General features: G+C 70.9%; 19 protein-coding genes and 1 tRNA gene. 8 read left to right on the forward strand and 12 right to left on the reverse strand.

Going from position 1 to position 18,524, the window contains the following annotated elements; all coding sequences use genetic code 11:
- Window positions 1-69: 69 nt before the first annotated feature.
- The 3 genes from QHG49_RS08760 to QHG49_RS08770 form a co-directional block, all read right to left on the reverse strand.
- Window positions 70-1,170 (reverse strand): acyl-CoA desaturase, encoded by a 1,101-nt coding sequence (locus QHG49_RS08760; RefSeq protein WP_145486657.1) that lies wholly within the window; start codon window positions 1,168-1,170, stop codon window positions 70-72.
- A gap of 297 nt (window positions 1,171-1,467) precedes the next feature.
- A complete protein-coding gene (locus tag QHG49_RS08765) occupies window positions 1,468-1,617 on the reverse strand; it encodes a hypothetical protein (protein ID WP_167532167.1) in 150 nt (49 codons plus the stop codon).
- 30 nt (window positions 1,618-1,647) lie between these two features.
- On the reverse strand, window positions 1,648-2,655 hold the full coding sequence (locus tag QHG49_RS08770) for a DUF2156 domain-containing protein (protein ID WP_301488372.1): 1,008 nt from the start codon (window positions 2,653-2,655) through the stop codon (window positions 1,648-1,650).
- A 176-nt stretch (window positions 2,656-2,831) separates the two neighbouring features.
- On the opposite strand from QHG49_RS08770, the gene QHG49_RS08775 reads away from it, so the two are divergent.
- From QHG49_RS08775 to QHG49_RS08790, 4 genes are all read left to right on the forward strand, one after another.
- A tRNA-OTHER gene (locus QHG49_RS08775) sits at window positions 2,832-2,925 on the forward strand.
- Window positions 2,926-3,211: 286 nt separating this feature from the next.
- Window positions 3,212-4,009 carry an AfsR/SARP family transcriptional regulator gene (locus tag QHG49_RS08780; RefSeq protein WP_159705876.1) on the forward strand — a complete coding sequence of 266 codons (798 nt, stop codon included), beginning with the start codon at window positions 3,212-3,214 and terminating at the stop codon, window positions 4,007-4,009.
- Window positions 4,010-4,184: 175 nt separating this feature from the next.
- Window positions 4,185-5,729 (forward strand): acyl-CoA carboxylase subunit beta, encoded by a 1,545-nt coding sequence (locus QHG49_RS08785; RefSeq protein WP_159705874.1) that lies wholly within the window; start codon window positions 4,185-4,187, stop codon window positions 5,727-5,729.
- Window positions 5,730-5,740: 11 nt separating this feature from the next.
- A complete protein-coding gene (locus tag QHG49_RS08790; RefSeq protein WP_145486661.1) occupies window positions 5,741-5,941 on the forward strand; it encodes an acyl-CoA carboxylase subunit epsilon in 201 nt (66 codons plus the stop codon).
- Between the two features lie 81 nt (window positions 5,942-6,022).
- On the opposite strand, the gene QHG49_RS08795 is transcribed toward QHG49_RS08790, so the two are convergent.
- From QHG49_RS08795 to QHG49_RS08805, 3 genes are all read right to left on the reverse strand, one after another.
- Window positions 6,023-6,556, reverse strand: coding sequence for a DUF6299 family protein (locus tag QHG49_RS08795; RefSeq protein WP_370530441.1), 534 nt, complete (start codon window positions 6,554-6,556; stop codon window positions 6,023-6,025).
- A 91-nt stretch (window positions 6,557-6,647) separates the two neighbouring features.
- Window positions 6,648-7,046 carry a RidA family protein gene (locus QHG49_RS08800; RefSeq protein WP_145486663.1) on the reverse strand — a complete coding sequence of 133 codons (399 nt, stop codon included), beginning with the start codon at window positions 7,044-7,046 and terminating at the stop codon, window positions 6,648-6,650.
- Window positions 7,043-8,176 (reverse strand): acyl-CoA dehydrogenase family protein, encoded by a 1,134-nt coding sequence (locus QHG49_RS08805; protein WP_301488378.1) that lies wholly within the window; start codon window positions 8,174-8,176, stop codon window positions 7,043-7,045. Before QHG49_RS08805 ends, QHG49_RS08800 begins: the two co-directional genes overlap by 4 nt.
- A gap of 153 nt (window positions 8,177-8,329) precedes the next feature.
- Here QHG49_RS08805 and QHG49_RS08810 point away from each other — a divergent pair, with 153 nt between their 5' ends.
- Both QHG49_RS08810 and QHG49_RS08815 read left to right on the forward strand, forming a co-directional pair.
- Entirely contained in the window at window positions 8,330-9,922 is a 1,593-nt protein-coding gene (locus QHG49_RS08810; RefSeq protein WP_301488379.1) for an AMP-binding protein, read from the forward strand.
- Between the two features lie 15 nt (window positions 9,923-9,937).
- Window positions 9,938-10,756 (forward strand): PaaX family transcriptional regulator C-terminal domain-containing protein, encoded by an 819-nt coding sequence (locus QHG49_RS08815; protein WP_301488381.1) that lies wholly within the window; start codon window positions 9,938-9,940, stop codon window positions 10,754-10,756.
- Window positions 10,757-10,778: 22 nt separating this feature from the next.
- Here QHG49_RS08815 and QHG49_RS08820 read toward each other — a convergent pair whose 3' ends face one another.
- On the reverse strand, window positions 10,779-11,189 hold the full coding sequence (locus tag QHG49_RS08820; RefSeq protein ID WP_145486667.1) for a hypothetical protein: 411 nt from the start codon (window positions 11,187-11,189) through the stop codon (window positions 10,779-10,781).
- Between the two features lie 293 nt (window positions 11,190-11,482).
- Window positions 11,483-12,838, reverse strand: a complete 1,356-nt coding sequence (locus QHG49_RS08825) for a macro domain-containing protein (protein ID WP_301488384.1) — start codon at window positions 12,836-12,838, stop codon at window positions 11,483-11,485.
- A 460-nt stretch (window positions 12,839-13,298) separates the two neighbouring features.
- Between QHG49_RS08825 and QHG49_RS08830 the strand changes: the two genes are divergently transcribed.
- Window positions 13,299-13,934, forward strand: a complete 636-nt coding sequence (locus QHG49_RS08830; protein ID WP_301488386.1) for a macro domain-containing protein — start codon at window positions 13,299-13,301, stop codon at window positions 13,932-13,934.
- A gap of 89 nt (window positions 13,935-14,023) precedes the next feature.
- Here QHG49_RS08830 and QHG49_RS08835 read toward each other — a convergent pair whose 3' ends face one another.
- From QHG49_RS08835 to QHG49_RS08845, 3 genes are read right to left on the reverse strand one after another with little or no spacing between them, the layout of a single operon-like run.
- Entirely contained in the window at window positions 14,024-14,722 is a 699-nt protein-coding gene (locus QHG49_RS08835; RefSeq protein ID WP_301488388.1) for a nucleotide-binding protein, read from the reverse strand.
- Window positions 14,723-14,739: 17 nt separating this feature from the next.
- Complete coding sequence (locus QHG49_RS08840) at window positions 14,740-16,329, reverse strand: hypothetical protein (RefSeq protein ID WP_301488390.1); 1,590 nt, start codon at window positions 16,327-16,329, stop codon at window positions 14,740-14,742.
- Window positions 16,330-16,384: 55 nt separating this feature from the next.
- Window positions 16,385-16,732 carry a hypothetical protein gene (locus tag QHG49_RS08845; RefSeq protein ID WP_301488391.1) on the reverse strand — a complete coding sequence of 116 codons (348 nt, stop codon included), beginning with the start codon at window positions 16,730-16,732 and terminating at the stop codon, window positions 16,385-16,387.
- Window positions 16,733-17,504: 772 nt separating this feature from the next.
- Between QHG49_RS08845 and QHG49_RS08850 the strand changes: the two genes are divergently transcribed.
- Entirely contained in the window at window positions 17,505-17,624 is a 120-nt protein-coding gene (locus QHG49_RS08850) for a DUF5958 family protein (protein WP_236576717.1), read from the forward strand.
- A 627-nt stretch (window positions 17,625-18,251) separates the two neighbouring features.
- Here the strand turns inward: QHG49_RS08850 and QHG49_RS08855 are convergent.
- Complete coding sequence (locus QHG49_RS08855; protein ID WP_046422025.1) at window positions 18,252-18,473, reverse strand: hypothetical protein; 222 nt, start codon at window positions 18,471-18,473, stop codon at window positions 18,252-18,254.
- Window positions 18,474-18,524 lie beyond the last annotated feature (51 nt).

An 18,524-nucleotide genomic window follows, 5' to 3' on the forward strand; every position in this document is an offset into this window, starting at 1 on the left:
GGACCCGGGCGTGCGGCCCGGGGGCCAGGTGTGGGGGTAAGCAGGAGGTACTCAAGGGGGGTTGGGGGGTCAGGCCGCTTCCACGGCCTGGCGGCGGATCTGCTCCTCGACGTCACCGCGCCGCACCGGCGCGCTGACCTTGTGGAGGAAGGAGGCGACCTCGCGGTACGAGCGCCAGAAGCCGACCTCGTGGTACGGCACCCCGCGTTCGGCGCAGTACTCCATGGTCAGCTCGCGGGCCCGGGGCAGGCTCTTCTGCGGCATGGCCGGAAACAGATGGTGCTCGACCTGGTAGTTGAGGCCGCCGTACAGGAAGTCGATGAACAGGCTGGGGCGGATGTTGCGGGAGGTCAGCACCTGGCGCTGCAGCCAGTCCAGGGTCTCCACCTCACCGTCGCGGACCTCCATGCCCTTGTGGTTCGGGGCGAAGATCATGCCGAAGTACACGCCGAGGGCGGCGTGCTGGACGACGATGAAGGCGACCGCGAGTCCCGGGGACAGGACGGTGAAGACGCAGGTGAGGTAGATGGCGGCGCGCAGCAGGATGAGGGAGGTCTCCAGCAGGGGGCGCTTGGTCTTGCCGCCGGTGATGGACACGACCGCGGTCTTCAGCATCTTGAAGCCCTCGAGGACCAGCAGCACGAAGAACATCACGCTCTGGTAGCGCACCACGAGCTTCTGGGTGCCCTTGCGGGTCGGGTACTGCTTGATGTCGAAGATGGCGGTACGCCGGCCGATGTCCGGGTCCATGTCGAGGTGGTTGGGGTTGGAGTGGTGCCGGTTGTGGTGGTTGACCCACCAGCCGTAGCTGACCCCGTTGACCAGGTTGGCGTGCACGTAGCCGACGGCGGAGGCGGCCTTCTTGCTGCGGAACATGGCCTTGTGGCCGGCGTCGTGCCACATGAACGCCGACTGGCCGCCGCACAGGCCCATCCACACGGCGGTGAGCAACTGCCACCAGGTGTTGCCCAGTTCGAAGAACGCGACGAACCCGATCGCCAGCAGGGCGGTGTTGAGGGCGAGCTTGCCCACGTAGTAGCGCGGGTCCAGATCGAGGAGACCCTCGGCCTTGACCCGCTTGAGCAGTTCGGCGAAGGTGGCCGACGCGCCGGTGCGTTCGCCGCCCGGTGCGGCCGCGGCCACGGCTTCCTGTATGTGCGGACGCTGCATGCGTTGCTCTCCTTGGGAGAAAGTGCCCGATACCGGGCGGCGGCGCCGCTGCCCCGCGGACCTGCGGACCTGCGGGCGCCGCGAGTCGGAACTTCAGCTCCCGCGAGGCGTCACCGCCGCGGGCTGTGGCCCGCCCGGCGGACCCGGGCGACGGGAGTACAGTGCGGCACTCCCGGACCCGGACCACCGGGCGAACGTACGTCCAGCGTTCCGTGCACCACTGATGTGGCACTGATACCGGTCTGATCGGGCCAAGCTCGCCCCGACGGCCGGTACCCGGGCCGCCCGTGCGGCCACTCAGGCGGTCGCCTCGGCGCGCAGACGGTCGTCCAGGGCGCGCACGGCGGCGTCGGCGCTCTCGGCGACCTGGGCGTCGTCGGGGGCGCCGATGACGGCCATCAGCTGCTCGACCACGGCGTGCGAGAGGTCCTCGGTGGACTGGCTCATCTCATCGTCTCCTGTCGGTTCGGGCGGGTGTCAGAACGCCTTGCAGGCGCGGAAGATGTGCGCGAAGCCGGGCAGCGAGGCCTGCGGTCCGTCGAAGGCGACGTACTCGGGGATCAGCAGGTCGGGGGCCCACTTCTGCTTGTACGACAGCTGGGTCTGCGCCGGGTACAGCGCCGCGCCCTCGGCCCACAGGGCGTGCATCAGCCACTGGAACGCCGGGCTGTGGCCCTCCAGTTCGTGACCGGCGTCGAGCCCGGTGAACGGCGTGAAACCGAAGTGCAGCCACTCGACGCCCTCGGCGCGGAAGACCTCGATGGCGTGCGCGTTGATGGCCTCCATCAGGCCCGGGGAGCCCTCGGGGATGCGCCGGCTGAGGTCGTGCATCCAGCCGGCCCGGCTGCCGTAGACCGGCGAGTACGAGATGTAGGCGACCGGCTCGCCGTCGATGGTGCCGCTGAACAGCCGGCGCTGCGCCTGGGCGGGCCCGCCGATCTGGCCGACCAGGAACTCCAGCTGCTGCGCGCCGCCCTTGGAGCCGAGCCACGCCTTGTCGATCACGGCGATGTCGTCGGCGACCTCGGCCGCGTCGACCTCCTGGATCTGGAGGCCGTTGCGCAGCGCGCGGGAGATCTTGTTGCGCAGCTGCATGAACTTGGTGCCGCGCAGCGTGAAGTCCGCCAGGCTCACCGCCCAGGAGGCGCCGATCTGGTTGACGACACAGCCGCGCGCCGCGTACCGCTCGGCGTCGGCGCGCTGGAGCTGCACGCCGACCAGGCTCAGGCCCTCGTCCCGGACGTAGGTCCGGAAGGCGTCCAGGAGGGTGTCGTAGTCGCCCTCGGCCGTGAACGGGCCGCCGAACTGCACGGCCCAGCGGCCGGTGCGGCGGTAGACGACGACACCGTCCACGCCTGGGACGGTGAAGACACTGTTTCCGCTGTTGAGCGCGAGGAAGGAACTCGGGTTCTCGCTCGTGGTGTGGGCTCGTATCGCGTCGAGAATCAGACTGTCCGCACCGGTCTCGGTGGTGATCGCGGTCATTCCCTTACCCCTTTCGGGAGCGTTTTCCGTCAAAGGGAGTACAGCACCGCGACGTTGCCCTGGAAAAGAGCAGTTGGGCATTCATTTACCTGTGTCAGAACCGTGTCAGCATTCCGTCAGCAGTTACTGCCAATGTGGTTGATGTGAACGGCGACGGAATCCGGAGCCGGACACGGGGAGAGGTGCCCGGAGTGGCTGATCGGGGACCGTGTGCACCGCGCTGGTCGGGCCTTACGGCCCACGCAGGTTCAAATCCTGCCCTCTCCGCCACGGCCGGAACCATGGCTGGACGCGCTTCCCGCCCCGGGCGGCGGGACGACTCAGGCGTCCGTCCGTGAATTCCGCACCACCAGCCGGTGCCCCTCCGAACGCATTCGGGCACCGGCACCACCCAGAAGCCGCCGGCCGCCCCCCGTCCCGGCGGAACTAACGCCCCGGCGGGCCGCGGTACAGGTCGAGGCCCGCCGGGGCAAGGCGCGTTCGGCCATTCTTTCTTTCACGGCAGCACCACTCCGGAAACACCGTCGGCGAGGAATTGTCATCTAGGGGGAAAGATATGCTGAGGTTCTCCGTTCTCGGAGCGCTGGAGATACGCACCGCCGCCGGTGAGGCGGACGTGTGCGGCGATCTGCAGCGCACTCTGGTACAGACCCTGCTGGTCAGCGAGGGCCGGCCGGTGTCCGGGGAGAGCCTGGCGGAGGAGATGTGGGGCGAGACCCTGCCCGACCACCGGGCCAACGCCCTCCAGGCGCACATCAGCCGGCTGCGGCGCAGGCTGCGCGCGCTGGAGCCGGACCGCCCGGCCTCCCGGGTGACCATCCATCCGGCCGGCTACCGGCTCAGCGTCGGCGAGGGCGAGCTGGACGCGGCGGAGTTCGTACGGGCCGTACGGCAGGCCGAGTCGGCCGGGCCCAAGGACCCCGAGCACACCGCGCGGATGCTCGGCGAGGCCCTCGCGCTGTGGCGGGGCCCGGTGTTCGGCGGCTTCCCCGGCGGCACCATGTGCCAGCTCGCCGGGGCGCGGTACGAGGAGTACCGGATGCGCGCGATGGAACTGCGCTTCGACGCCGAACTGCGCCTGGGCAGACACGCCTCGGTGCTCGCGGAGCTGGCCGAGGCGCACACCAACCACTCGCTGCGCGAGCGCTTCTGCGAGCAGCTGATGGTCGCCCTGTACTGCTCGGGCCGGCAGGCCGACGCGCTCGACGTGTTCCGCCGGATGCGCCGCAGGCTGGACGAGGAGCTGGGGATCCAGCCGTCGCCCGCGCTGCGCAAGGTGGAGCTGGCGATCCTCTCGCACGATCCGGCGCTCACCGGCGATCACCCGGTCCCGACGGCGTTGCAGCCGGTGTGAGCGCGGCACCCGGTGTCACCGCGGCAGGCGGTCGGGGCACGGTGGGCCGGACCGTAAGCGGCCCGTCAGCGCCCGGTCAGACCGCGTTGTCACGATCGTGTCCGGATCACCCCGGCGGCGGCCCGGCGCGGGCGGCGTCCGATGTCACGTCACCTCACCGCAGAGGCAGGCAGAGATGAAGTCCCATATCGCGGAACTGGCCGGCATACGCGAGAGCGTGCTCGCCGGCCCGAGCGAGAAGGCGACCGCGGCGCAGCACGCCAAGGGCAAGCTGACGGCACGGGAGCGGATCGAACTGCTCCTGGATCCCGGTTCCTTCCAGGAGGTCGAGCCGCTGCGGCGGCACCGGGCCACCGGTTTCGGCCTGGAGGCGAAGAAGCCGTACACGGACGGTGTGATCACCGGCTGGGGCACGGTCGAGGACCGTACGGTCTTCGTCTACGCGCACGACTTCCGGATCTTCGGCGGCGCGCTGGGCGAGGCCCACGCCACCAAGATCCACAAGATCATGGACATGGCCATCGCGGCCGGCGCGCCGCTCGTGTCGCTGAACGACGGCGCGGGCGCCCGCATCCAGGAGGGCGTGACCGCGCTCGCCGGGTACGGCGGCATCTTCCGGCGGAACACCGCCGCCTCCGGGGTGATCCCGCAGATCTCCGTGATGCTCGGCCCGTGCGCGGGCGGCGCCGCCTACTCCCCCGCGCTGACCGACTTCGTCTTCATGGTGCGCGAGACCTCGCAGATGTTCATCACCGGACCCGACGTGGTCAAGGCGGTCACCGGCGAGGAGATCACCCAGAACGGCCTGGGCGGCGCGGATGTGCACGCCGAGACCAGCGGGGTCTGCCACTTCGCCTACGACGACGAGGAGACCTGCCTGGAGGAGGTCCGCTACCTCCTCTCGCTGCTCCCGGGCAACAACCGGGAGAACCCGCCGCGGGTGGAGTGCTCCGACCCGGCCGACCGGCGCTGCGAGGCGCTGGCCGATCTGGTGCCGGAGGACGGCAACCGGCCGTACGACATGACGAAGGTGATCGAGGAGATCGTCGACGACGGCGAGTACCTGGAGGTCCACCAGCGCTGGGCCCGCAACATCATCTGCGCGCTCGCCCGCCTCGACGGCCAGGTCGTCGGCATCATCGCCAACCAGCCGCAGACCCTCGCCGGCGTCCTCGACATCGAGGCGTCCGAGAAGGCCGCGCGTTTCGTGCAGATGTGCGACGCGTTCAGCATCCCACTGGTCACCCTGCTGGACGTGCCGGGCTTCCTGCCGGGCGTCGGCCAGGAGCACGGCGGCATCATCCGCCGGGGCGCGAAGCTGCTGTACGCCTACTGCAACGCCACCGTGCCGCGCATCTCCCTGATCCTGCGCAAGGCGTACGGCGGCGCGTACATCGTGATGGACTCCCAGTCGATCGGCGCGGACCTGACGTTCGCCTGGCCGACGAACGAGATCGCGGTGATGGGCGCGGAGGGCGCGGCCAATGTCATCTTCCGCCGCCAGATCGCCGACGCCGAGGACCCCGAGGCCATGCGCGCGCGGCTGGTCAAGGAGTACAAGTCCGAGCTGATGCACCCCTATTACGCCGCCGAGCGCGGCCTCGTCGACGACGTCATCGATCCCGCCGAGACCCGCGAGGTCCTGGTGCGGTCGCTGGCGATGCTCCGCACGAAGCACGCGGAGAGCCCCGCCCGCAAGCACGGCAACCCCCCTCAATGACGGAGGTCCCCATGTCCGTGTCCACTCCCTCCCCCACTCCCCCCATCCGGGTCGAGCGGGGCGAAGCCACCGACGAGGAACTGGCCGCCCTGACCGTCCTCCTGCTCAGCCGCAGCGCCCTCCCGGGCCCCGGCACCGACGCGTCCTCCCCGGGTACGACGTCCTGGCGCCCGCATTCCTTCCACGCGCCGCACAGCTGGCAGCGGGCGTAACCACCTGGACGGCCCAGGGAGGCGCGCCACCGGTACGGGTGCGCCTGCCCTGGACCCCGGCTCCCGCGTGGCCGCCCCGGATCACCCCCGGGCCAGGGTGATGTCCTGGTCGGCGGTGGCGTGGAACACCGGCAGCGGCACCAGCCCCACCGGGCGCAGTTCCATCACCGTGGCCTGGACGTGGGCCGTGCCGGGCCGGAGGGTCTCGCCGGTGACCTGGCCGGAGTTGGACCAGGTGCGCGTCGTACCGTCGCAGCGCGCGACGGTGCCGCCGATGCCGTGCCTCACCCGGGGGTCGCGCTGGCTCAGGCCGGACGTCACGAAGACCGGGCCGGTGTTGCCGGTGCAGCGGTAGGTGCCGGTCAGGGTGACGGTGCCGTCGGCGGCGAGGCGGCCGACCGTGTCGACGGTGACGGACTCGCCGGGCGCGGCGAGGGCCGGCACCACGGCGAGGGCCGATCCCGCGGCACGGGCCGGACCGGCGGTGAGGGCCGATCCCTCGGTACGGGCCGGACCGGCGGTGAGGGCCGGTCCCGTGGCATGGGCCGGTCCCGCGGCGAGGGCCAGCAGGGCGGCGCCGCCGAGAACCGTGGCGAGGGCGGGGCGGACAGACATGGATACCTCCAGGTTTGCACCGTTTCGGGGGCCTCCACTGGTACCCGTCACCCACCCCGGCGGGCGTGACCGTCACCCGGGCGGTGGCGCGTCACGGCAGTACGGCGAACCCGTCCAGCTCCACCAGCGCCGATTCGTCCCACAGTCGTACGACCTGAACGACGGCCATCGCCGGATAGTCCCGGCCCGCCGCCGCGCGCCACAGCCGCCCCAGTTCCCGTGCCTGCGCCCGGTACGCGGCGACGTCCGTGGCGTACACCGTGACCCGGGCCAGATCCGCGGGCGTGCCGCCGGCCGCGCGCAGGGCGGCGAGCAGATTGCCCAGCGCCCGCTCGAACTGCTCGGCCAGGGTGTCGCCGGTGATCTTCCCGTCGGCGTCGAGCGCGGTCTGCCCGGCGAGGAACACCACCGTGGACCCGGTCGCGACGACGGCGTGCGAGAACCCCGTGGGCGGGGCCAGCTCGGGCGGGTTGACGCGTTCGGTGGTCACCGGGCCTCCTGGTCCTGAGCGGCGTACAACTCCTTGGCGATGATGCCCCGCTGGACCTCGCTGGCGCCCTCGTAGATGCGCGGCGCCCGCACCTCGCGGTAGAGGTGTTCCAGCAGATGGCCGTGTTCGAGGGCGCGCGCGCCGTGCAACTGCACGGCGGTGTCGACGACATACTGCGCGGTCTCCGTCGCGAGCAGCTTGGCCATCGCGGAGCGGCGGGGCACATCGGGCGCGCCCTCGTCGTACGCGCTCGCCGCCGCGTACACCATCAGCCGGGCCGCCTCGGTGCGCAGCGCCATCTCCGCGACCTGGTGCGACACCGCCTGGAGATCCATCAACCGGCCCTTGAACGCCTGCCGTTGACGGGTGTGCGCGAGGGTCGCGTCCAGCGCGGCCTGCGCCATGCCGACCGCGAACGCCCCGACGCTGGGCCGGAAGAGGTTGAGTGTCCCCATCGCGACGGCGAAGCCCCGGCCGACCTCGCCGAGCACGTCGTCGGAGGTGACGGGCACCGCGTCGAAGTCGAGGGCGCCGATGGGGTGCGGGGAGATCATCTCCAGTGCGCGGCCGGTGAGTCCGGGCCGGTCGGCGGGGACGAGGAACGCCGTCACGCCCCGGGCGCCGGCGCGGGGCGCGGTGCGCGCGAAGACGGTGTAGAAGTCGGCCTCGGGCGCGTTGGAGATCCAACACTTCTCCCCCGTAAGACGCCACTGCCCCGGTCCGCGCTCCTCGGCCGCGAGCGCCAGCGCGGCGGCGTCCGAGCCGGCGCCGGGCTCGCTCAGCGCGAAGGCCGCGACCGCGCCGCCCTCGGCGACCCGGGGCAGCCAGCGCTCCCGCTGGGCCGGGCTGCCGTGCGCGTGCACGGGGTGGGCGCCGAGCCCCTGGAGGGCGAGCGCGGTCTCCGCCTCCGTACAGCCCTGCGCCAACGACTCCCGCATCAGGCACAGATCGAGCGCTCCGGATGTGAACAGCTTGGTGAGCAGGCCGAGTTGACCCAGCTCGGCCAGCAGGGGCCGGTTGACACGGCCGGGGGCGCCCTTGTCGGCGAGCGGGCGCAGCCGTTCGGCGGCGAGCGCCCGAAGTCGCGCGCACCAGGCCAGCCGCTCGGGTTCGAGTGAGAATGCGGGCACTGCCGGTCCTCCCTCCGGGACGGACCACGGCGACCGTCCACCCGTACGACGTTATCGCGCACAGTTGACTGCCGTCACCAACACGATACGCTCCCTTCACGAGCCCGCCAGGAATGCCCGTCCGGACGTCCGTCACGGCAAAGGGGCGACGCCATGCATCTCTCGGCCCACGTGGACACCTTCGCGCGCGACCATCTCCCGCCGCCACAGGAGTGGCCCGAGCTGCGCTTCGACCTGCCGGAGCTGCGCTATCCGGCCCGGCTGAACTGCGCGGTGGAACTCCTCGGCCACGCCGACGGCACCCGCCCGGCCTTCCGCACCCCGGACGGGTCCCTATGGACGTACGACGAGCTGCGCGCCCGGGTCGACCGGGTCGCGCATCTGCTCACCGGCGAGCTGGGCGTCGTACCCGGCAACCGGGTGCTGCTGCGCGGCCCCACCACCCCCTGGCTCGCGGCCTGCTGGCTCGCGGTGCTGAAGGCGGGCGCGGTCGCCGTCACCGTGCTGGCCCAGCAGCGCCCGCACGAACTGGCGACCATCTGCGAGATCGCCCGGGTGGGCCACGCGCTGTGCGACGTCCGCGCGGTGGACGACCTGGCGAAGGCCGGGATACCCGGGCTGCGCATCACCACGTACGGCGGCGACACCCCTGACGACCTGCTGCGCCGCGCCGCGCCCGGGACCCCCTACCCCGCGGTCGACACCGCCTGCGACGACGTCGCCCTGATCGCCTTCACCTCGGGCACCACGGGACGCCCGAAGGGATGCATGCACTTCCACCGGGACGTGCTGGCCGTCGCCGACACCTTCTCCCGGCACGTCCTGCGCCCCCGCCCCGACGACGTCTTCGCGGGCAGCCCCCCGCTCGGCTTCACCTTCGGCCTCGGCGGCCTGGTGATCTTCCCGCTGCGGGCCGGCGCGAGCGCCCTCCTGCTGGAGCAGTCCGGCCCCCGCCGGCTCCTCCCGGCGATAGCCGAGCACCGCGTCTCGGTCCTGTTCACCGCCCCGACCGCCTACCGCGCCATGCTGGACGAGCTGGACGGCCACGACGTCTCCTCGCTGCGGCGCTGCGTGTCGGCCGGGGAGAACCTGCCCGCGGCGACCTGGCGGGCGTGGCACGAGCGCACCGGGGTGCGGATCATCAACGGCATCGGCGCGACCGAGCTGCTGCACATCTTCGTCTCCGCCGCGGACGACGGCACCAGACCGGGCGCCACGGGCGTGCCGGTGCCGGGCTGGCAGGCGCGGGTGCAGCATCCGGACGGCACCCCGCTGCCCGACGGCGAACCCGGGCTGCTGGCCGTGCGCGGCCCGGTCGGCTGCCGCTATCTGGCGGACCCCCGCCAGCGCCAGTACGTGCGCGGCGGCTGGAACATCACCGGCGACACGTACGTCCGTGGACCCGACGGCTACTTCCGCTATGTGGCCCGCGCCGACGACATGATCATATCGGCCGGGTACAACATCGCGGGGCCCGAGGTGGAGGACGCCCTGCTGCGCCATCCGGACGTGATGGAGACGGCGGTGGTCGGCCGTCCGGACGAGGTCCGCGGCCAGGTGGTGGTCGCCTACGCGGTGCTGCGCGAGGGCGCCCGCCGCGATCCGGAGGCGCTGCGCGCGTTCCTGACCGCCGAACTGGCGCCGTACAAATGCCCGCGCGAGTTCGTCTTCCTCTCCGCCCTCCCCCGCACCGCCACCGGCAAGTTGCAGCGGTTCCGCCTACGCACCCCGAGTGACCAGCAGTGATGCCGACGACCTAAGATGATCATCGTGTCCGAGCAGCACGCCCCCAGATCCCTCATCGTCACGCTCTACGGCGCGTACGGCCGCTCCATGCCCGGCCCGATGCCCGTCGCCGAGCTGATCCGGCTGCTGGCCGCGGTCGACGTGGACGCACCCTCCGTACGCTCCTCGGTGTCCCGCCTCAAGCGCCGCGGCCTGCTGCTGCCCGCCCGCACGGAGACCGGCGCCGCCGGCTACGAACTCTCGCCCGAGGCCCTCCAGTTGATGGAGGACGGCGACCGCCGCATCTACGCCGCCGCGCCGCCCGAGGACGCGGGCTGGGTGCTGGCGGTCTTCTCGGTGCCGGAGACGGAACGCCAGAAGCGCCATGTGCTGCGCTCCCGCCTGTCCGCGCTGGGCTTCGGCACGGCGGCCCCCGGCGTCTGGATCGCCCCGTCGCGTCTCCACGAGGAGACCGAACACACCCTGCGCCGCCTCCGCCTGGACCCGTACGTCGACTTCTTCCGCGGCGACCACCTGGGCTTCGCCCCCACTTCCGAGGCGGTCGCCCGCTGGTGGGACCTCGCCTCGATCGCCGAGGAGCACATCCGCTTCCTGAACACCCACGCCCCGCTCCTGCGCGCCTGGGAACACCGCGCGGACACCCCGCCGCAGGACGCCTACCGCGACTACCTCCGCACCCTCGACTCCTGGCGCCACCTCCCCTACACCGACCCCGGCCTGCCCACCGACCTGCTCCCCGCCGACTGGCCGGGCGTGCGCTCGTCGGAGGTCTTCAGGGCGCTGCACGAGCGACTGCGGGACGCGGGCGCGGAGTTCGCACGGCAGACCCCCTGAGCGGGCCTCCGCCGACGCCCTCTCAGATCCGTCCGCCGGTGAGCCGGGTGATCGGCCCCTGCGTACGGCGTCCCGCCCGGCGCCCCGCGAGATACGACAGCACCCCCAGCGCGGACAGCCCGACGCCCGCCCCGGCGGCGATGGCCTTCCGCTTCGCGACCACCGTCCACGCGGTCCTGGCGGCGCCCACGGCGTGCCCCGAGGCGGCGACGACCGCCTGCCGGCCGGCCTGCACCCGCTCGGCCGTACCCCGCACCACCGCGGCCCCCGCCCCGGCCGTACGCTCCGCCACCCCGACGGCCTCCGCCGCCACCTCGTCCGACTTGTCCGCCGCCTTCCCGGCCGCCTGCGCCGCCGGCGCAGTCACCTTGGCGGTCGCCCGCCGGGCCTTGTCCACGGATTCCTGATTGGTGCCACTGTTCGTCTGAGTCATGAACTCCGCGTTGCCGCTGCCACGAAGGGCAAACACGTTTGCCGGGCCCTGGAGTTCCGGTACCGGACGCCTGACCGGCGGCACGCACCACCGGCAGGAGGGCTTCGGAATCGGATCGGAAGCGGTTGGCAGGTACCGGCGGAAGTGTCCGGGATGGTCTGGTGGACAACGGCGAGGCCGGGTGCGGCGGCACATGGCGCCGGGCGGCGGGAGATCCGCGAAGGGGGAACTGCGAGATGCGGAGCGGCCCGCAGTCCCGGGGGAAGCGTCCCGGCCCCCGCCCGGCCTCGCCGTCAATCCGTCACGCGCGGTCCGGGCACCAGGTCCTGGAAGCGCTGCTCCACAGGGGTCAGGTCGGTCTGGCCCAGTTCCTGAGGCCGGACGACGAGCCGGAGTTCGGGGGTCAGAGCGGGGTGACGACGGCAGGCGTCGATGAACGAGTCCACGATCAGGGCGGCGAGCTGGCCACGGTCCAGATCGGTGACACGGGCCAGTCCGGAGCCGATCAGCGGAACGGCGACCGGCTTGAACATGCCGTGGACCGCCACCGAGGCCCACAGGTTCTCCAGGCTCAGCCGCAGGTCACTGTCGCTGGACCTGGCCACCAGATCGTTGCCGAGATGCGAATAGGCGGTGGCGAACACCCGGCGGCCGTCGACCGGCACCACCACGGTGGTGCCCACCGGGTAACGCACCCTCCGGCCCAGCGGTTTGGACCGCGCACTCTCGGTACCGACCGCCTTCGTCCTGCGCAGCCCCATCCTCAGCTTGTCGTCCAGCAGCCGGCGCTGTCCGGCGAACAGCCGGTCGACAAGCTGGCTCTGAACGCTTTCGCGGCTGATCACAAGATCCTCGGCGGTCTCCGTGTCGAAGGTGTCGGAGAACCCGATCACCAGATTGCAGTCCGCCTGATCGAACAGGTCGCCGCGCACCAACACCACATCGGCCCGCTGGCCGGCCAACGGGACCCGGTGCCGCAGCAGTTCGTCCCCGTGCCGAGCACGCAGCTCCGCACGCAGCGCGTCGAGGACACGCGCGGCCTCAGCGTCTTCGGGGTATTCATGGACAAGCAGTTCGGCGACCGGCAGCGCGCGTTCGGGATGACCCAAGTCCGTCTGCACACGCACCAGCTCACGGCGCGCGGAATCCTGGAGGGAGGTCAGGCGGCGTATGAAGGGCACCGCGAACCCCTCACCGTTCACCTCGGCCAATGGGCGACCGCGCACCAGGGACAGCGCCTCGGTCAGCCGGTGTGCCGCGGTGGCCGGCGGTGCGAGCAGGGCATCGCTGACGATCGTGGTGAAGCGTGTGCTGTCCAGTTCCTCGGGTCGCAGCACCAGACGGTACGCGGTTTGCGGACCTTGCACGGTGACCTGCTGCTCGGTGCGCAGGATGCTCATTCCGACGCCGTCCCGACCGGGGGACAACGCCCGCCGCAATTCCAGGATCCTCTTCTGGACCTCGTTGCGGTTTCGCTGGTCCAGCTGACGGGGTTCGTCCGCGAGTCCCCATACGTCGCGACGCAGTTGCCGCACCGGTACCGCCTCGCCCCCGGCCACCACCAGACGGACCAGCAATCGTACGGTCAGCGGCGTCAGCCGGACCGGAACGCCATCGACTTCGAGCCGGACCGGGCCCAGTACCTTCACTCGGATACGCGTTCCCGCACCGGACATCCCGTCGCCCCCCGAGCCTTCGTTCATCACTCTGCGTCAGATTGCGGTGGCTGAAACATTACCATCAGATCGTGGGGTACTCATGTCTTCGGATGATCCCGCCACTCTAGGCCCGGCGGACCCTGCAGGACCCCCGGGATCCGCCCGGCCACACACCGGGCCGCGCCCTCGACCACGCCCGGGTCGCCGCTGCTCTCGCGCACTCCCTCGTCCTCGGCGGGGCACACGGCACGCCTGGCATGCCTTTGCACGTGACACGATGACGGCTTTCGGCGGGCTGTCCGCCGTGTTCCAGATCGTTGGTCCGTTCGTGCCGCAGATCGCTTCCGGCCTGGTCGTCGGACTGTCAGTGGGGGCCTGCCTCGGGTGGGGGCTGCTCCGGGCCAGACCGGCGACCCGGGTGCGACAGGTCTTCCGGCGGCCCGATATGACGGTGGTGGTCGAGGGAGGGGACGTATTCGACCAGCCCGCCCATCTCGTCGTCGGGTTCTGCGACACCTTCGACACCCTGTCCGCCGGCGGCCGGGTCATCAACGACGAGACCGTGCAGGCGCAACTGCTGGACCGCGGGTACGGCGGCGACGCGTCCCGCCTGGACGCGGAGCTGGCCGGGGCACTCGTCTCGGCCGAGCCCACCAGGCGCGAGGCGCGGGCGGACAAACCACTCGGCAAACTCGACCGTTACCCGATCGGCACGGTGGCGGTGCTGGGTGCCCGACCACGGCTGGTGTTCGGCGTGGCCTACAGCCGGATCGGCAACGACTACGTCGCCGCCTCCAGCGTGGAGGATCTGTGGCGGGGCCTCGGCGGTCTGTGGGACGCGCTGCGCACGCACGCCCAACTGGAGCGGGTGGCGATGCCGTTGGTCGGCTCCGGGCTGGCACGGCTCGGGTACCTCGATCGGGACAGCCTGCTCCGGCTGATCCTGATTTCCTTCGTGTCCCGATCCAGGGAGAGCGTGATCTGTCGTGAACTACGTGTGGTGATACGGCCCGAGGAACTGGGGAGCGTCGATATGCGGGAACTGTCCGCGTTCCTCGGCGCCCTGGCGTCAGATACGTACCGCTAGTACACGTACGGATCTGACGGCGTACGTACATCCGTTGATGTCGCACGAAGGGCCGGAAGGCCCATGGCCTCCCGCCGTCGCACCGTCCGTCAGGCCAGCCGGCGATAGGCCGCCAGATTCCTGAAGTATGAGAGGTCGCGCCAGTCCGGCCGTGTGTCGTCGAGGTCACACTCGGCCCCCTTGAGCCGCTCGACAATTTTTGCGACGGCGGCTTCGGTGCCGTCGAAGTGAATCACGTTGCGGCCCGCGAGGTCCGCGGCGGGCCGTACTTGACCGACCTGCACGATGATCGTCCGCTCCGGGTAGGCCATCAGCGCCATGCCGAGCTCGATCAGCACGTTCTGGCGGGGCTGACCGGTCGACCGAGTCTCGTAGGACGGCTCGTTGTCGCCCGACAAGTGCGGATGGAGCTTGGCGACATCGTCCGGGGTGAGGAGCACGAGCGCCGCCTGCGCTTGCGACAGTGCCTTCTCGATGACCTCACCGAGGAACGGTGCGGTCCCTCCGGTGGCCCGGACCAGCCGCTCCCACTCCAGCGGGCGCAGATCCAGCCGGCGCAGCAGCCCGAACATCGCCGTGCGGACCTCCTCGTCGCGGCCGTACACCACGAAGACGCTGCGGCTGCGACCGTGGTCCGCGCGCGCCTGGGCCGCCCGCGCCGCCTCCTGCTCGGTGGACGGCTCGCTCTCCTGGGGAGTGTTGTAGACGTTGTATCCGATGCCGCTCTGCCGGCCGCCGAAGAAGTTCTGGCTCCTGTCGCCGCCGGTGTGTCCCTGGCTCCCGGGCATGTCCCCGCCCTCTCTCATCAACTGCTCTGTCGTGGCTGGAAGTTGTAGCTGATATCGCTCTGCTGGCCGCCGAAGAAGTTCTGGCTCCTGTCGCCCAGCAAGATGTTGGTCTGGGCACGGTCGTGATCGGCGAGGTCGATGTCGTGTTCATCGAGGAACGCGCGGATGTTCTGGAGCAGACGGCGCTCGACGATCTCCATGTACTTGGTCGCGTCGACCTGCTGGAAGAAGTGATGGTAGGTCTCGCTGGTGGCCAGTTCCCTGACACTGGCCAATGCTCCGCAGTTGAGCCAGGGACTGGCGTACCGGCCGAGCCGGAACTCGCTGGTGTCCGTCACCTGGTCCGTCAGGAGCAGCTCTGCCATCGTCCTCCTGGCCCTCCTGGCCCGCGAAGGCCGGGTCCAGCGGACGGCCCACGTCGGCAGGAACCGCTCCGGGACCAGCCGGAGCGGCCATAGCCACAGCATCGTCCACCAGCGCAGCAGGCCCGTGAACATGTCCCACGCCACTCGCACCGCCAGACGCCCGTCGATGGCGCGGGGCAGCTGGTCCACGAGGTGGAAGTCCTCCACGAGCGGCCCGAGCACATAGGTGTGGAACTCGGTGTGCAGTGTGTTGCCCTTGAGATCGAACCCGACGAAGATCGAGGTGACCAGCTCCTCGTTCCACGACCCGACGCGCACGCACAGGTACTCGCGGGCCGCGTCATAGTCCTCCCGCCAGTGGATGCCGGGCTGGTCGTCCATACCGGGCAGCTCGGACCAGTCGGCGCCCATGGAACGGTCGTTGGTGCGGATCGCGGTGGTGTAGCGGCGCTGCTCGACGGTCAGCCCGTCGATCCGCTCGTCGCCGCAGGCCTCGTCACGCAGATCAGCGGCCATCCGGGCGGCGATCTGGCTGGTGATCTCGTGCACGGTGAACGGGATCACCTGCCTGCGCTCGATCGTGTCGAGGTCGATCGGCGAACCGTCCGCGCTCCTGCGGGACGTGATCCGGGTCTTCGGAGCGCCGAGCAACAACTGCGCGTTGGACCAGTCGCGCAGCGGCAGGCCCGCACCGACGAAGGGACGGTAGCCGCCGTAGAAGACCAGCCCGCTGCGACTGGCCTGCTCGTGGTCGATCTTGCGCGCGAGTTCGGCGGTCAGCTTGGTGTGCGACGGGCAGGCACCGTCGAACCCGCCGTCCGGGCCGTTCTCGCGCAGCCGGGTCATCAGGATGTGCAGGGTGACGATCCGCCGCAGATAGGCCGCCGCCCATAGCACCCAGCACAGCGTGATGACGCCGAGGGGCTCGTTGAGCAACCCGCTGCCCGACGCCAGCAGGAGCACGGCTGCCGCGCCGCCCGTGATCCCCCACTGGATGCGATGCAGCCGGCGCGCGGCCAGGGCGTGGGCGAGGACCGACACCGCGTCGTACCCGAAAGAGGGCGCGACGACCCGAAAACGCCTCGTCAGCAGTTCGCGGATGACGGCGCGCCGGTACCCGCGATCCAGGTAGGCGCCCGCTGACAGCAGCCTGGTGGCTCTGGTGCGCGCGTACCCGCGGTGTTCCGGCGGCTTCTGAGGTGCCGGGCCGGGCGGACGGGGGGTGGATACTTCTGTGACCATGGTGGTTCAGTGCTCCGCTCGTGGGGCACGCCCCTCCGGGCACACCCGGTGGGTGTCAGCCGGTCTGGGTGCCTTTGCCGCTGGTGATCACACCGCCGCTGACGGTGTAGACGGCGTCGTACGAGTGCGTCGTACCGTCCGTCTGAAGTGCTTCGATGGTCAGCCGTACCTCGTCACCCCGCACGGACACGATGTGGATGGTGTCCTGCTCGGTGGAGCCATAGCCCGAGACGAAGGTGTTGTAGCTGGAGTCGAGGTTCTTGCCGCCGAGGGCCCAGGCGGTCTGGTAGTCGCGGGTGTTGATCGCCTCGAAGTAGGCGGCGACGACCTCGCCCGGTCCGGCGCTGGCACTCGGGGTGTCCGTGGGATCGGCGTAGCCGTCGTCCCCATAGCTGTCGGTCATGGACGTCTCGGGACTGCTGGGGACATCCGGTGTACCGGTGTTGTCGTACTGCGACGCGGGCGCCGTCGAAGCCGCGTACGTCGGCTGGTCAGCTGTACCCCGGGGGCCAGAACCGAGGAGGCCGGGCCCGGAGGAACCGGACGGGCCGGTCGGGCCGGAACCGTCGGCCGAACCGCTGAACAGCGACATCACCAGGACCAGCAGCAGAGGCGTGACGATGACCACGAGCCCCCAGGTGCGGGCGGGTCCGTTCGGGGGGATCAGCCCTGGTGGCCGATAGGTGGGCGGCGCGCGGTGGGTTGCCGGTGTGTCGGGACGCTCGGCAGGCGGGGTCGGCCCTGGGGCGGTCATGGGGTTCTCCAAGGATCATGGCAGTGCGGCGCATCCGCCCGCTTGCTCTCGTGGCGGGCCTGTACGCGTCCCGTACGCTACGGCCCTCACGAGCCGGCGGTGGACAGCGTTGTAGGAACGAGAGGTTGACGTCTTGTATGCGACCAGCGCCACCGCTTCCGTGGCCAGAACCGAGCGGCTTCCGAACCGCTTCCGGACCGCGAGATACGGACGCGCTGCACGCTGCACAACACCGCGTACCGTCGATTCCAACCATGGGGGTGCAGGCGCGCGCGGGTGAGGGTGATGTGGCGGAGAGCATCGCGAGGTCCGGGATACGGGCCGCTCGCACGCCGGCGGTGATGCTCACAAAGTGGCGCTTCAAGATGGCGGCGCTTCCGGCCCACGCGCTCACGCGCTCACCAAGGCGTTCCGGCTGCTCGTGGCCCTCTTCGGGGTCGCGGACACTCGCAGGAGGAAGCTGTACTGCGCCGGAGGTTGCACTCACGAGTGGCACAACCTGCCGGATCCGCGACGTGGTGCGCGCCAGGCGCCTTCTTGACCTGAGTCCCGGCGACCGCCCCCGCCGAGCCCCCCGCTTGGATCAGTTCATGGGTTCTGTCGGCTCGTCGGACGCGGCACACCACGAGGCGGAGGTCGCCGTTTGGTTCGGTGGGGCGTCCTTGGTGTGGTGGTTCTGTTGCCCGTTCTGGGGGCTGGTCTCCTTCGGCGCGCTGCCGTCGGCCCTCATCGGGCTGGTGCGGGCCTGGGTCGAGTACCGGGCGTCGAGAGCAGGACGGGCGGGCGGACGGCGAGCCCTGGTGGGCGGGGGGGGGCTCTGCTGGGGGCGACGGCGGCGATCGCCTACCTGGTGTTCCTGGCCCGCCACCCGGAGCTTCCCGCCCAGGGTCAGGCGCCGCCGGCGTGCGCGGGGCTAGGCCGCCTTGGAGCGTAGTCCGCGGGTGTTCGAGGTGGGCGGCTGGGCGTCGTCCGGCGGGAAGGTGTCGGCCTCGCCGAAGTCGGGGGCCTGGAAGGGGTTGGTCGCCGGGGGCGGCGAGGCCGCGGTGGGGCAGCGGGGCTGCCCTTCCGGAGCGGAGAACAGCGAGGAGGAATCGATGGGAGGGCTCTCTTTCGTGACAGGTCCCCCGAACGGGGTCCTGGCGTGCCGTGACCGGGCACCGCGGTGTTGCTACAGCTTGGTCATCTTGCTGTACGGGCTCAAGATCCGCATCTGCGAGGAGCCGAAGTCCACGAGGGCCGCGACGCCCTCCTCGATGCCGATCACCCGGCCGAGGCCGTACATGTCGTGCGTGACCTGATCACCCAGGGCGAAGTGCTTGGGGACCGGTGCGACCGGGGCCTTGAAGGGGCTCGTCGGCAGGTGGCGCTTCGGCGCAGGAGGCTTTGTCATGACTCATTATGCGCCTTCGCGCAACCCGTTCGCTGTGGCCGTCGGCACAAT

The sequence above is a fragment of the Streptomyces sp. WP-1 genome (genome assembly GCF_030450125.1).
Taxonomy (GTDB): domain Bacteria; phylum Actinomycetota; class Actinomycetes; order Streptomycetales; family Streptomycetaceae; genus Streptomyces; species Streptomyces incarnatus.

Coding starts and splice junctions, on each gene's coding strand:
- QHG49_RS08760 (WP_145486657.1), bottom strand. CDS start 1,170: ATGCAGCGTCCGCACATACAGGAAGCCGTGGCCGCGGCCGCACCGGGC.
- QHG49_RS08765 (WP_167532167.1), bottom strand. CDS start 1,617: ATGAGCCAGTCCACCGAGGACCTCTCGCACGCCGTGGTCGAGCAGCTG.
- QHG49_RS08770 (WP_301488372.1), bottom strand. CDS start 2,655: ATGACCGCGATCACCACCGAGACCGGTGCGGACAGTCTGATTCTCGAC.
- QHG49_RS08780 (WP_159705876.1), top strand. CDS start 3,212: ATGCTGAGGTTCTCCGTTCTCGGAGCGCTGGAGATACGCACCGCCGCC.
- QHG49_RS08785 (WP_159705874.1), top strand. CDS start 4,185: ATGAAGTCCCATATCGCGGAACTGGCCGGCATACGCGAGAGCGTGCTC.
- QHG49_RS08790 (WP_145486661.1), top strand. CDS start 5,741: ATGTCCGTGTCCACTCCCTCCCCCACTCCCCCCATCCGGGTCGAGCGG.
- QHG49_RS08795 (WP_370530441.1), bottom strand. CDS start 6,556: ATGTCTGTCCGCCCCGCCCTCGCCACGGTTCTCGGCGGCGCCGCCCTG.
- QHG49_RS08810 (WP_301488379.1), top strand. CDS start 8,330: ATGCATCTCTCGGCCCACGTGGACACCTTCGCGCGCGACCATCTCCCG.
- QHG49_RS08815 (WP_301488381.1), top strand. CDS start 9,938: ATGATCATCGTGTCCGAGCAGCACGCCCCCAGATCCCTCATCGTCACG.
- QHG49_RS08820 (WP_145486667.1), bottom strand. CDS start 11,189: ATGACTCAGACGAACAGTGGCACCAATCAGGAATCCGTGGACAAGGCC.
- QHG49_RS08835 (WP_301488388.1), bottom strand. CDS start 14,722: ATGCCCGGGAGCCAGGGACACACCGGCGGCGACAGGAGCCAGAACTTC.
- QHG49_RS08840 (WP_301488390.1), bottom strand. CDS start 16,329: ATGGTCACAGAAGTATCCACCCCCCGTCCGCCCGGCCCGGCACCTCAG.
- QHG49_RS08845 (WP_301488391.1), bottom strand. CDS start 16,732: ATGACCGACAGCTATGGGGACGACGGCTACGCCGATCCCACGGACACC.
- QHG49_RS08855 (WP_046422025.1), bottom strand. CDS start 18,473: ATGACAAAGCCTCCTGCGCCGAAGCGCCACCTGCCGACGAGCCCCTTC.